The following is a 12,734-nucleotide window of genomic DNA, read 5'->3' as shown; positions in this document are numbered from 1 at the left end:
GCGATCCTGCCGCAGTCAAAGCAGCACGACGGTACTGCAATCGCGCTTGGATAGGCAAATGGTTTCCAAGGCGAAAACTATTTCGACTTGTGTGAACTAGTTCATTTGCGATCCTGTCTCATAGCCCTTAGTCTGAAGGTCAGGACGATATCGGGAGGGTAGTTTTTGCCTGCTACACTTGGCACTGTGTTGCTTCTGCTGTGTGCACTGCAGATCAAACACATGTTTGCCGATTTCTACCTCCAAACGCCCAAGATGCTGTCTGGGCGGGGGGAGTACCTGCATGTCGGGCGCGCGCAGCATGCTGCGGTGCATGTTGTGGGATCAGTCGTGGTTTTCCTGATATTCGGCGCGCCGCTTTCGTTCATTCTGATCATTGGTGCGCTTGAGTGGATTGTGCATTTCAATATCGATTTCGCCAAAGCCAGCTATTCCGACAAGAAACAATTGCAACCTGATCAGGCCGCCTTTTGGCGGGCCGCCGGTTTGGATCAATGCCTGCACAACCTCACTTACATCGCGATGGCCTGGGCCTGGGTTGAATTCGTCGCGCGGTAGTCAGAACTCGACCAAACGATTGCGTTTGACCGCGCGCAGAACCACATTCGTCTGTGCACTTGCGACGGCCGGCAAACGAAACAGAAACCTCTCCAAAAAGACGTTGTAGGCGGCAAGATCGGGACACTGCACTCGCAGGTGATAGTCTGCCTGACCGGTCGTTGCGAAACATTCCTGAACTTCCTTGCAGGTTTCGATTGCCCGGATGAACTCCACGATCTTGTCGGGATCATGCCGCGTCAGATGCACATGTACGATCGCCTCGAACCCCAACCCCAGCGCGACTGGGTTCACGACTGCGCCGTAGCGTTCAATGATCCCGGCCTCTTCCAATGCGCGCACCCGTCTCCAAAGGGCCGAGGTCGACATACCGACCGCGTCGGCTAGGTCCGCATTCGACACGCGGCTGTCCCTTTGTAGCAGGGTCAGAATCCGGCGATCTCTGTCGTCCAGCTGCATCATTTGGTAAACCTTTTCGTCTTCTTAGCGTTTATCGGCAAATTTTTTCGAAATGATATCAAGCTTGCGGACCCATTGGCACAACATTTCGCAAATACCGAACTACAGTTGTTCAATCTTAAAGCCAATCCAGGTCCAAGCCATGAGCCGCCACGACAGCACTCTTCGCACTTATCAACTCACAGACCGGTACGAACAGACCGAGGGTCGCGTGTTCCTGACCGGCACGCAGGCGCTGGCGCGCATCCTGATGGATCAGGCGCGGCGCGACCGCGATGCAGGGCTGAACACGGGCGGGTTCGTCTCGGGCTATCGCGGCTCGCCCTTGGGCGGGCTGGACCTGGAGCTGTGGCGCGCGCGCGAACGGCTGAAATCCGACCGCATTACGTTTATGCCCGCCGTGAACGAAGATTTGGGCGCAACCGCCGTTCTGGGAGCGCAGCAGGCGACGCTGGACCCGCAGTGCAAATTCGAAGGCATCTTCTCGATGTGGTATGGCAAGGGGCCGGGCGTCGACCGCTCGGGCGATGCGCTGAAGCACGGCAATGCCTATGGCTCGGCGCCTAAGGGCGGCGTGCTGGTCGTGGCCGGCGACGACCATGGCTGCGTCAGCTCCTCGATGCCGCACCAGTCCGACGTTGCCTTCATGGCATGGTTCATGCCCACGCTGAACCCCGCCTCGGTCGAGGAGTATCTGGAATTCGGCGAATACGGCTTTGCACTGTCGCGGTTTTCCGGCACCTGGGTCGGGTTCAAGGCGATCTCGGAAACCGTCGAAAGCGCCCGCTCGGTCGAGCTGCGCCCCGACCGACAGTACATCCTGCCCGAGATCGAGCTGCCCCCCGGCGGGTTGCATGTTCGCGCCGCCGACCTGCCCTCGTCCGAGATCGAGACCCGCATCCAGCACAAGCTGCGCGCCGTGCGCGCCTTTGCCGAGGCCAATCCGATCGACCGGCGCATCTATGACATCGACAACGCCAAGTTCGGCTTTGTCACCACCGGAAAGGCCCATCTTGACCTGATGGAGGCGTTGCGCCTGCTGGGGCTGGACGAGGCCGCCTGCCGCCGTCTGGGCATCGACATCTACAAGGTCGGCATGGTCTGGCCACTGGCGCGGCGCAACGCGCTGCGCTTCGTGAAGGGCAAGGCCGAGGTGCTGGTGGTCGAAGAAAAGCGCGGCATCATCGAAAGCCAGTTCAAGGAATATTTCTATGACTGGCCCGGCGACAAGCCGCACAAGATGGTGGGCAAATACGACAGCCACGGCGAGCCGCTGATCCCCTGGACGGGTGAACTCAGCCCGCTGATGCTGGTGCCCATCGTGGCCGACCGCCTGCACCGGTTTTTCCCCGAAGAGGACCTGCCCGCCAAGGCCAAGGCGCTGACGGACCAGCCGCCGCAACTGATCAATGTGCCGGGCGCGACCCGCACACCCTATTTCTGCTCGGGCTGCCCGCACAACACCTCGACCAAAGTGCCCGACGGCTCGATCGCGGCCAGTGGCATCGGCTGCCACGTCATGGCCTCGTGGATGGATCGCCACACCGTCGGCTATGCCCAGATGGGCGGCGAAGGCGTGCCGCATGTGGTGGCGTCCAAGTTCAACGGCGGCAAGCACATCTTCCAGAACCTCGGCGAGGGCACCTGGTATCACTCGGGCTCGCTGGCGATTCGGCAGGCGGTCGCGGCCGGGACCAACATCACCTACAAGATCCTCTACAATGACGCCGTGGCCATGACCGGTGGCCAGCCGGTGGACGGCCCGGTCAGCGTCGCCGGCATCGCCCAGACCTGCCGCGCCGAGGGCGTGGAACGGATCGCCGTCGTCTCGGACGACATCTCGAAGTTCCACCACGCGGATTTCCCGTCGGAAACCACGTTCCACGACCGCGCCGAACTGGACACCTTGCAACGCGAGTTGCGCGAGATCCCGGGCGTGACCGTTCTGATCTATGAACAGACCTGCGCCACCGAAAAACGCCGCCGCCGCAAGCGCGGCACGATGGAGGACCCCAAGCGGTTCGTCTGGATCAACGATCTGGTCTGCGAGGGCTGTGGCGACTGCTCGGTCGAGTCGAACTGCCTGAGCGTCGAGCCGCGCGAAACCCCGCTGGGCCGCAAGCGCAAGATCAATTTGAGCTCGTGCAACAAGGATTTCTCGTGCCTCAACGGATTCTGCCCCAGCTTCGTGACCATCGAAGGCGGCGAACGCCGCAAACGCATGGCAAAGCTGGAACTGGCAACACTCGAGGACGGGCTGCCCGACCCTGCCCTGCCCCGCCTGGACAAACCGTTCGAGCTGCTGGTCACCGGCGTGGGCGGCACGGGTGTGGTAACGGTGGGGGCGCTGATCACGATGGCGGCCCATCTCGAGGGGAAAGGCGCCTCGGTCCTGGATTTCACAGGCTTTGCACAGAAATTCGGAACCGTTCTCAGCTATATCCGTTTAGGCGACACTCCAAACGCATTGAACCAGGTCCGCATTGATCAGGGCGCGGCCGATGCGGTGATTGGTTGCGACGTCGTCGTCAGTTCGGCCCCCAAAGCCTCGGCACATTACCGCAAGGGTACGCGCGTGGTCCTGAACCGGGCGGAGATGCCGACCGGCGATATCGTTCTGCGCCGCGACGCTCAGTTGCAGGTAAATGCCCGTGAACAGGCCATTCAGAACGTGGTCGGGGCGGAAAACCTGTTCGGTTTCGACGCCAACGCGGTGGCGGAAACCCTGCTGGGTGATGCCGTGTTTGCCAATGTGATCATGCTGGGTTTTGCGTGGCAGCACGGTCTTGTGCCGGTATCGCAAGTCGCGCTGGGTCAGGCGATTCTGCTGAACGGCGTCGCTGTCGAGAAGAACCGTCTGGCTTTTGCAATCGGGCGCAACATGGCGGTTCGTCCGGACGTTCTGGCGCTGCCTTCCGACGACGTTGGTTCAGCAGAAACTCTGGATCAGATGATTGCGCGCCGTACCGCCTACCTGACCGAGTATCAAAACGCGAAATACGCGCAGGCCTACGCCGATCGTATCGCCGCCCTCCGCTCGGCGCTGCCGCAGGCTGACGAGACCCTGCTGCGCAGCGTCGCTCGCAACCTGTTCCGCTTGATGTCCTACAAAGATGAGTTCGAAGTCGCGCGGCTGATGACTTCGGACCATTTCGCAAAGGAACTGGCCAACCAGTTCGAGGGCGATTTTGCGGTCCGTTTCCACATGGCCCCACCCCTGCTGAGCCGCAAAACGGATGCCCGGGGCCGACCGCTGAAAAAGGCGTTCGGACCTTGGATGCAGCCGGTTCTGCGGGGCCTGTCAAAGATGCGGGCACTGCGCGGAACAGCTCTCAATCCGTTTGGCTATCATGCCGAAGCGCGCCTGCACCGCGATCTGCTGAATTGGTACCAGGGGCTGTTGGACCGCCTTGTGGCAGAGTACGGGGATCGGGATACCGAAACGTGGCAAAGCATCCTGTCCTGCGCGGACGAGATCCGCGGTTACGGCCCGGTTCGGATACAAGCGGCCGAGACCGCCAGACGAAAGGTCGATGACTTGTTGCGCGCGCCGCGCGCTCAGGCCGCCTGATCCAGCGCCGAGGCTTTGTAGGCCGCAAGCCAAGCCGCATCCAGCCGGTCGACAACGGCTGGATTGAACCGGTCTTCGACCTCCCAATACCGGCCGGATGGCACCATGTAGCCCGCCTCGTACTCGGCCTGCAGCAGAGCATCGACGTGTTCAGTGCGCGGCCGGGCCTCGGGGATCTTTTCGGTATGAGAGACGGACGGATAGACCAGCCGGCTGGGTCCAACGGACAACCGCACCACGTTGCAATCCTGACGCGCCGCCAGCAGCGCCAGCCGTGCCGATTTCGCCTCGAGCGAACGCAGGGTGACGTCAGCACGCAAGGGATCGGCCGTTCCCTGGCCGTAGAAATGGGTATTGCCCGAGCGCGGATAGACCATGTCGCAGCCAAAGAAGGCAATCACCGATGGTTTGAGAGCGCCCAGCGCCCAGTACCCGGCGGTAAAGGCCATGGTGCCTCCGGCATAGACGAAACCGCCATACGCGTTCTGGATCGGGACATAATCCTGCGCCGTCACGATGCGCTGTGTCGCTGTCAGACAGTCGGGACGGTTCTCGGCCGGAAAATCCTCGGGATGGATCAGGAAATCCCAATCTTCGCGGATGCGCCAGGCGTTGTTGATGACCACGATGTGAGTGAACGGCCCACGCGCCCATTCCCGTGCCGCCAGCGCTGCGGGCGCACTTCCCAAGATCAGAACTTTGGTGTCATTCTCCGCCATCGCGCCCGCCCTTTCTCAGTGTTTCCAGAGAGCTAGCGCATTTGTCCGGCTTGGCTAGCCAAGGACGGAAAAACTGCTTTCCTCGTTGATGGGTCGCTTGCGGGAGTAAAAGCCCGCGTCGATGGTGCGTTTGATATGGGGCAGCTCGAATTGCAGGGGCTGGGCGTCGTGATCCGCCCCGCCCTCGCAATACTCGACCAACGCGACCATCATCTTGCCCGCGATCGGCGCGTTCTTGTACTGGTTCCCGCTGGTGCCGCAGGCCATGTAAAACCCTGGCAGGCTGGACTTGTCATAGATCGGGATCCAGTCGGTCGAGGCGTCGTACAGATCGACCACTCCCCGCGTTCTGGACGGAATGCCCAGGCTGGGAACGCGCTGCGCGTATCGCATAGCCTGCGTCGTCCACTGGTCGGTGAAGTCGTGGTTGTAGTGCACATCGTCCTCGCACCACTGATGCGGGTCGCAGTCCGGGTCTTCCGAGCCGATCAGGATATGGTTGCCATGTTCCGGCCGGCAGTAGCAGGCGATATCGCCGTCCGATACGATGGTTCCCTGACGCTCGAAATCGAACCCTTCCGGCGCGGGAACGTGGACCACCTCCTGCCGCAGCGGGCGGGTTTCGATGGTCATGTCGTCCAGCACACCCGCCATGCGGTTGATGATCGACGATCCCGGCCCGGCCACGTTGATCACCACCGGCGCGTAAATCTCTTCGCCCGAGGCCAGCCTGACGCCTTTGACTCTGCCACCTTCCTGCAGAATTTCGACGACCTCGGCCCCGGTCCGCACCTGCGCGCCGCGCTGCGTGGCCGCTTGCATCAGGTTCTGCGCGGACAGGGCCGGGTCTGTGACATAACCGGCCTTGGGCCAGAACACCGCCCCCTGCATCCTGCTGCCATTGGGCTGACCAAAGGCTGGATCGTCGATCCGTTTGGCCGGGGCAAAACTGTCCAGAGAATAGATCGGCAGGCGGTCGAGAATCTGTTCGGCCGACCATTCCTCAAAAGGGCAATCCAACTCGGCGCTGTATTTCATGTGCTTTGACAGGTGGCCGTTGGCCTCGGTCTTCATGACCAAGCAGCCCGTCTCGCGGAATTGCGCCAGATCGGTTCCGTCGGGCAGGCCCAGATAGTCCGCCCAGTCGCGCCAGCAATGATAGCCCTCCCACGCAAAGGCGGTGCCGTCGAAGGTTGAATAGTGCATCCGGATGATCGCGCAGGACCCGGCGGTCGAGCCGTGCCCCACCTGCGCGTTGCGGTCCAGCGACAGGGTCTTCCAGCCGGCCTTGGCCATCTCGAACGCGATGGCCGCGCCTATCACGCCGGTTCCGATAATGATTGCGTCAGGCTGGCTCATGGCTTGATCCTCCCTCCCAGCAGCGCTTGGCATAGGCGCTGAATTCCTCGATTTCCTCGGGGCGTGGCTCGACCCCGGTAAAGACGTACAGGTAGTGCGGCACCAGAGACAGGCGCGTCGCCAATGGCTCGTTCAACTGCGCCAGATCATAGCCGATCTGCATGTAATACAGCACGCGCGCGCGGGTCTCGGCCTCGACCGCTTCATAGCCATGGCGGGCGAACATGGCCCGCAGCGCGGCCAGGCGGCGCGCATCGGACTGGTCCAGCATCCGCCGCACCTTGCCAGAACGCCGTGCCCAGTCGCGCACGGCAAAATCCAGCGCCGTGTCGAACAGGGCGGTGTTGACCACGCAGCGATGCACGTTGCAGACGGCGGCGGTGATGGTCTGGGCCGGGGCCTCGGCCTGCGCGATCAGGGCGGCGGTGTTGGTGGCCTGCCAGTGATCCAGCAGCGCATCCAGAAGGTGCTGCCGGGATTTGAAGTACCAGTAGAACGAGGACCGCGACACCGCCATGCGCTCGGCCAGGTTCAGCACCTTGACCTGCTCGACCCCGTCCGAGATCAGCACGTCCATCGCCACGTTCAGCCAGTCGTCGCGCGTGACCTTGACGTTGCCGACCAGAGGCTCGGCCTTGGGGTCGTCACGATGCAGGATGGGTTTGCTGTTCATATCAACTCTCCGGCGGCGCGCCGCCCTCGGTGGTTCGACGGGCAATGAAATCACGCATTGCGTCCAGCCCCGGCTGGTCCTGCGCGGGTGGTTCGAAATTGTTCAGGATGTCACGCCAAACCGCAGTTGCCCGGTGGTTCGCATCGACCGATCCGCGTTCGGTCCAGGTACCGAAGTTGGCATAGTCATGCAGGTGCGGTTCGTAGAACTCGGTAGTGTAGCGCTCCATCGTCTGGCTGGCGGCGAAGAAATGGCCGCCGGGCTCGACCTCGCACAGCGCAGTGTCGAACCCGATCTCAGCCGAACCCGCCTGAGCCCCTGCGCACAGCTCGGCTACCATGTTCAGCACCTCGGCATCGCAGACCAGCTTTTCGAAGGACACGGTCAGCCCCCCTTCCAGCCACCCGGCCGAATGGATGATCACGGTGGCCCCCGCCATCAGGCAACCCCACAGCCCAAACTGATTTTCATTAGCGGCCTGCACGTCATTGGCGTTCGAAGCCGACCCGGCCGCCGACCGCCACGGCAGGCCCAGATGGCGCGCCAGCTGCCCCGCCGCCAGCGAGGCCTGGAAATGCGAGGGCGTGCCAAAAGCCGGGGCGCCGGATTTCATGTCCACATTGCTGGTGAAGGTGCCATAGCAGACCGGCGCGCCGGGATTGGCCAGTTGGGTCAGCGTCAGGGCCGCCAGCGCCTCGGCATGGGACAGGGTGATCGCGCCCGCAACCGTGATCGGCGCCATCGCCCCCATCAGCGTGAACGGCGTGATGATCGACATCTGACCGTGGCGGGCGAAATCGATCAGCCCCTGCGCCATCGGAATGTCCAGGGTGCGCGGGCTGTTGGTGTTGATGATCGTGTAGCAATGCGGGTGGGCGCGGAACTCGTCATCGGACAGACCGCGCGCGACGGCCAGCATCTGGAAGCAATCCATCACCTGCGGCGTCCCGCGCGAGAAGAAGAACGGGAACTTGTCGGTCAGCTCCATCTGCGCCTGCGTGGTGAAATAGTGGCGCAGGTGTGTGGGCACGTCCTGCGGCTCGACCTGCGGCGAGATCATCTGGAACACGTCGAAATGATGGGTGAGCTTGAGGAATTCGAGGTAATCCTGCCCGCTGGCCGGGCGGCGGCCGCGTTCCAGATCGGTGGCATTGGGCGCGCCTGCGCCGGGCTGGAAGACAAGGCTGCCCAGTTCCAGCGTAAAGTCGCGATGCCGCGCCCCTGCCCGGCAGGCGATGGATTTCGGGGCCGAGGCCACCGCAGCCTCGACCAGATCGCGGCCGATGAACACCATCTGGCTGTCTTCATCGACCCGCGCGCCTGCAGCGGCAAAGAGGCGCCGCGCCTCGGGCAGCAGGACCTTGACGCCCAGTTCCTCCAGCGTGCGCAGAGCGGTTTCGTGCATGTCGGCGATCTGGTCGACGGGAAAGACCTCCATCACCGGAAACGGGTTGCGCAACTGGCGATAATTCACGTCCCGATGGGTCGCGGGTGCGGACTCCGCACCCCGGCCCCGCCTTCGCCGATCCCTGCCCCGGGCCGCCACGATCAGCCCCGCATCGCCTTGCCCTCGGGATCATAGGGCGACGGCGCGATTACCCGCGCGGGCCGCTCGACCCCGACCACGTGCACCGACAGCTCGGTGCCCGGCTGCGCCTTGTCGCGGTCCACCAGCGCCATGGCCAGCGACTTGCCGATGTAGTGGCCATACCCGCCCGAGGTCACGAAACCCACGCGCTTGTCACCAGCCCAGACGGGTTCATACCCGCTGGCGTCGGCATCCAGCGCGTCCACCTCGAGCGTGACTTGAACCTGCGCCGGGCCGTTGCCCTCACGCTCGGCCAGTGCCGCGTCCTTGCCTACGAAATCCTTGTCCCAGTCGATCCAGCGGTCCATGCCGGTCATGCCGGGGGTGTAGGCCTGGGTGAACTCGGCCGACCAGATGCCAAAGCTTTTCTCAAGTCGCGTGGACAGCATCGCGTTGAAGCCGCATTCGCGGATGCCGTCGCTGGCCCCGGCCTCAAGCAGCGCGCGGCGCAGGGCGATGTGGTCGCCATACCGGCAGTTGATCTCATAACCCTTTTCGCCAGTGACCGACATGCGGGCCATCCGGGCGCGCACGAGGCCGATGTCGTAGTCACCGCAGCCCATGAATTTCAGGGTTGAGATATCCTGTTCGGCCAGTTTCTCGACCACCGCCTGTGATTTCGGGCCAACCACGGCAAAGCCGCAGGCCTCCTCGCCCAGGTCGCGCACCTGTACGCCATCGATCATGTGATCGTCGAACCAGCGCATGTGCCAGGCCCGCAGGTAATAGCTGCCCATGATCCACCAGGTGCCGTCGCCCCAGTTCAGAACCGTCAGGTCGCCCTTGAGCCGCCCGTTCTCGCCCAGCATCGGCGCCAGTTTCGCGCGGCCCGGTCCCGGCAGTTTCGAGGCCATCACCTTGTCGAGCCAGATTTCCGCATTGAGCCCCGAAACCTCGAACCGTGAGAACCCGGTGATGTCCATCAGGCCCACGCCTTCGCGGATGGTGCGGCATTCCTCGGCCACGATGTCGAAGGCGTTCGAGCGTTTCAGGGTTGGCGTTTCCTCGAACCCCTCGGGCGCGAAATAGAGCGGCACCTCGAGATCCCAGCTGACCCCCCATTTGCAACCCGCTTCGGTCATCGCGTCATGGGCCGGCGACATTTTCAACAGGCGTCCGGCGGGCAATTGCTCGTTCGGATAGGTCATCACGAAACGGCGTGAATAGAACTGGCCCGTCGTCTCGCGGATGTAGCGCTTGTTCTGGGCAAAGTCGCCATAGCGCGCCACGTCCATCGGCCAGGCGTCGGCCTCGGGCTCGCCATGGATCATCCATTCGGCCAGCGTCTTGCCGACGCCGCCCCCCTGCAGGAACCCGGCCATCACCGCGCAGGCGGTCCAATAGCCGCGCTTGCCCGGCACCGGACCGACCAGAGGGTTGCCGTCGGGCGAGAAGGTGAAGGCACCGTTCACCCATGTCTTAATGCCAACGTTCTGGATCGCCGGATAGCGTTCGAAGCCCAGCGTCAGTTCGTTCTCGATGCGGTCCAGCTGCTCCTGAAACAGCTCCTCGCCATAATTCCACGGCGCGCCGTCCATAGCCCAGTGTTCGTGATCGACCTCGTAGATGCCGACCAGAACACCCTTCTGGTCCTGCCGCATGTAGGTGAAGCCCTCGAGATCCACGGTCATCGGCATCTCGAAATCGGCCGCTGCGACCTCGGGCACCGTGTCGGTGATCAGGTAATGGTGCTTCAGTGGCGACACCGGCAGTTCGACCCCTGCCATGCGCCCCACCTGCTTGGCCCACAGGCCGGCGGCGTTGACCACATGCTCGCAGGTGATCGTTCCCCTGTCGGTCACCACCTGCCAGCCATCGGCGGTCTGGATCAGTTCCTCAACCTTGGTTTCCTCGTAGTATTCCGCCCCGCGTTTTTTGGCTGCGGTGGCATAGGCCTGCACGGTGCCGGTGGTGTCGATGTAGCCCTCCCGGTCGGCCCACATCGCGCCCAGAATGCCGTCGGTGGACATGATCGGGCAGCGTTTCTGCGCCTCTTCCGGGGACAGCAATTCGCAGTCGTCGATGCCAATGGACTGAAAGATGCGGTAGTTCGCCTGCAACCACTCCCACCGTTCGGGGGTTCCGGCCAGCGTCAGGCCGCCGGTCATGTGCAGGCCGATATTCTGGCCCGATTCCTTCTCGATCTCGCTCAGCAAGTCGATCGTGTAGGCCTGCAGCGCCGCCATGTTCGGATCGGCGTTCAGCGCGTGGATGCCCCCCGCCGCGTGCCATGACGACCCCGAAGCCAGCCGCCGGCGTTCCAGCATAACCACATCCGGCCAGCCGAACTTGGCCAGATGATACAGAACCGAGGCGCCGACGACGCCACCCCCGATGACTACAACGCGATACTGCGATTTCATCCCGACCTCCCCTGGACGATTCCCAAAGGACGCTAGGGGTACTGTTCACTTCTGTCTAGACATTTCTGTACAGTGCTGTCAGGCGCTGGCGCTGGGTCGCGCCTGCACGCTGTCGAACCAGGCCCAGGTTGCCGTGTTGCCCTCGGGGATGCGCATCTTGATGACACGGGCGAAATCCACGAACACGAAGGTCGAGATATCGGCCAGCGAGAACGCCTCGCCCGCGATGAAGGCGCTGTCTTGCAGACGTTCTTCGAGCAGGTCGAAGAACGCTCCGACGCGCGCGAGGCCGCGTTCGGCCAGTTCCGGGATCTGCGCGTGGTTCTGCGGTCCGGGGATGGCGCGGTCCTTGAAGGCCGGATGCGTGTTGCGCAGCGCGTCTGCGATGGGCGCTCCGCCCTGTTGCTCGACGATCGCGTTCCACATCAGCACCAGCCCTTTCTCGTCCGGTGTCCGCCCCATCAACGGAGGCTCAGGGAAGCGCGCCTCGAGATAGGCGGCGATGCCGAGGTTCTCTGTCAGAACGGTCCCCTCTTCGGTAACCAGAACCGGGATGGTGGCGCGGGGATTTACCTTTCGGAACGCCTCGCTCATTTGCTCGCCCTTGGCGATCGAGATGTCGCGGGTTTCGATCTGTAGCCCCTTTTCGGCGATGAACATCCGGGCGCGACGCGGGTTCGGGGCGGTCGAGCAATCGTAAAACAGCATGGGCGGTCCTTTGCGTGAACGTCACGCGAAGGTTAGACCGGCCGCCGTGCCGGGATCGAGTCCCCGCGCAAAGTGACCCTGCGGAACGCTGCTCAGCGCCGGTAGATGAAGCAGCGACCTAGAACCGCATCTGCGGGCAGGGGCTGCTCCGTCAGCGTTTCGAAATACATCCGGTCGCTCGAGACCATCAGCCCGCCCTCGGCCAGCAGCGGTTCGATCAGGGGTGACACGAAGCGGGCGAAAGCGTCGTTCTTTTCGCGGTTGTGGCCGCCCAGATCAGCATGGATCAGGCTGGCGGTCGCGCCGAACCGATCCAGCGCGGCGGGCAGCGTCTCGCGCACGTCGCCCAGGATCAGACGATCTTCGGGCGGGGTGGAATCGGGGTGCGAGGCCACCGCGCGTTCGAACACATAGACGGGTCGGTTGCGGACCCGGTTCATCATGTGATGATAGGTGCGCCCGTTTCCCAGACCCAGTTCGAACACCGGACCGGCCAAATCGGCCGTGTCGGCAATCGCGAAATCCAGACATGCCCGCTGCGAGACCATGCGATCAATGAACAGATCCAATCGGCTTTGCGCGTCGGACATTGCGAAATATCTCCCTGATACCTTAACGACCACCAATCGCGGCCAATCGCGGCTTTGATGACAAAAACTCAAGACTTTGTGTAGGCACAATGCACTGTTCGTCACGTTTCCGCGACATTTCAGCCCAAGAAGGTATTTGACTAGTC

At 62.9% G+C, this 12,734-nt stretch carries 10 protein-coding genes; 2 read left to right on the top strand and 8 right to left on the bottom strand.

The genetic code is table 11. The annotated features are described in order from the left end of the window. Positions 1 to 165 precede the first annotated feature (165 nt). Positions 166 to 558, top strand: a complete 393-nt coding sequence (locus tag ACR0DA_RS00810) for a DUF3307 domain-containing protein (RefSeq protein ID WP_093964572.1) — start codon at positions 166 to 168, stop codon at positions 556 to 558. Here ACR0DA_RS00810 and ACR0DA_RS00805 read toward each other — a convergent pair whose 3' ends face one another. Beyond that, on the bottom strand, positions 559 to 1,020 hold the full coding sequence (locus ACR0DA_RS00805; protein WP_254433925.1) for an Lrp/AsnC family transcriptional regulator: 462 nt from the start codon (positions 1,018 to 1,020) through the stop codon (positions 559 to 561). A gap of 139 nt (positions 1,021 to 1,159) precedes the next feature. Here ACR0DA_RS00805 and ACR0DA_RS00800 point away from each other — a divergent pair, with 139 nt between their 5' ends. Further along, positions 1,160 to 4,588: an indolepyruvate ferredoxin oxidoreductase family protein gene (locus ACR0DA_RS00800; protein ID WP_480752622.1), complete on the top strand. Its 3,429-nt coding sequence runs from the start codon at positions 1,160 to 1,162 to the stop codon at positions 4,586 to 4,588. Here the strand turns inward: ACR0DA_RS00800 and ACR0DA_RS00795 are convergent. The 7 genes from ACR0DA_RS00795 to ACR0DA_RS00765 all read right to left on the bottom strand — a co-directional run bounded on the left by ACR0DA_RS00795 (position 4,576) and on the right by ACR0DA_RS00765 (position 12,588). Then, positions 4,576 to 5,307 carry a hypothetical protein gene (locus tag ACR0DA_RS00795; protein ID WP_170357064.1) on the bottom strand — a complete coding sequence of 244 codons (732 nt, stop codon included), beginning with the start codon at positions 5,305 to 5,307 and terminating at the stop codon, positions 4,576 to 4,578. The genes ACR0DA_RS00800 and ACR0DA_RS00795 overlap by 13 nt on opposite strands. A 54-nt stretch (positions 5,308 to 5,361) precedes the next feature. Next, positions 5,362 to 6,666, bottom strand: coding sequence for an NAD(P)/FAD-dependent oxidoreductase (locus ACR0DA_RS00790; protein ID WP_480752620.1), 1,305 nt, complete (start codon positions 6,664 to 6,666; stop codon positions 5,362 to 5,364). Further along, complete coding sequence (locus ACR0DA_RS00785) at positions 6,653 to 7,339, bottom strand: TetR/AcrR family transcriptional regulator (protein WP_480752618.1); 687 nt, start codon at positions 7,337 to 7,339, stop codon at positions 6,653 to 6,655. The genes ACR0DA_RS00790 and ACR0DA_RS00785 overlap by 14 nt, the downstream gene beginning before the upstream one ends. Position 7,340: 1 nt before the next feature. After that, on the bottom strand, positions 7,341 to 8,885 hold the full coding sequence (locus tag ACR0DA_RS00780) for a trimethylamine methyltransferase family protein (RefSeq protein ID WP_480752616.1): 1,545 nt from the start codon (positions 8,883 to 8,885) through the stop codon (positions 7,341 to 7,343). Between the two features lie 2 nt (positions 8,886 to 8,887). After that, entirely contained in the window at positions 8,888 to 11,290 is a 2,403-nt protein-coding gene (locus ACR0DA_RS00775) for a GcvT family protein (RefSeq protein ID WP_480752614.1), read from the bottom strand. A 78-nt stretch (positions 11,291 to 11,368) separates the two neighbouring features. Next, a complete protein-coding gene (locus tag ACR0DA_RS00770; RefSeq protein ID WP_480752613.1) occupies positions 11,369 to 11,998 on the bottom strand; it encodes a glutathione S-transferase family protein in 630 nt (209 codons plus the stop codon). Between the two features lie 92 nt (positions 11,999 to 12,090). Beyond that, complete coding sequence (locus tag ACR0DA_RS00765; RefSeq protein ID WP_170598888.1) at positions 12,091 to 12,588, bottom strand: class I SAM-dependent methyltransferase; 498 nt, start codon at positions 12,586 to 12,588, stop codon at positions 12,091 to 12,093. Between the last annotated feature and the right edge of the window lie 146 nt (positions 12,589 to 12,734).

This window comes from Ruegeria sp. CI8 (genome assembly GCF_056536865.1).
This window is presented reverse-complemented; position numbering and strand designations above follow the sequence as displayed.

What these genes read in the sequence shown, in the direction of transcription:
- ACR0DA_RS00775 (WP_480752614.1), bottom strand. Translation starts at nt 11,290, where the DNA reads ATGAAATCGCAGTATCGCGTTGTAGTCATCGGGGGTGGCGTCGTCGGC.
- ACR0DA_RS00790 (WP_480752620.1), bottom strand. Translation starts at nt 6,666, where the DNA reads ATGAGCCAGCCTGACGCAATCATTATCGGAACCGGCGTGATAGGCGCG.
- ACR0DA_RS00770 (WP_480752613.1), bottom strand. Translation starts at nt 11,998, where the DNA reads ATGCTGTTTTACGATTGCTCGACCGCCCCGAACCCGCGTCGCGCCCGG.
- ACR0DA_RS00785 (WP_480752618.1), bottom strand. Translation starts at nt 7,339, where the DNA reads ATGAACAGCAAACCCATCCTGCATCGTGACGACCCCAAGGCCGAGCCT.
- ACR0DA_RS00795 (WP_170357064.1), bottom strand. Translation starts at nt 5,307, where the DNA reads ATGGCGGAGAATGACACCAAAGTTCTGATCTTGGGAAGTGCGCCCGCA.
- ACR0DA_RS00800 (WP_480752622.1), top strand. Translation starts at nt 1,160, where the DNA reads ATGAGCCGCCACGACAGCACTCTTCGCACTTATCAACTCACAGACCGG.
- ACR0DA_RS00805 (WP_254433925.1), bottom strand. Translation starts at nt 1,020, where the DNA reads ATGATGCAGCTGGACGACAGAGATCGCCGGATTCTGACCCTGCTACAA.
- ACR0DA_RS00765 (WP_170598888.1), bottom strand. Translation starts at nt 12,588, where the DNA reads ATGTCCGACGCGCAAAGCCGATTGGATCTGTTCATTGATCGCATGGTC.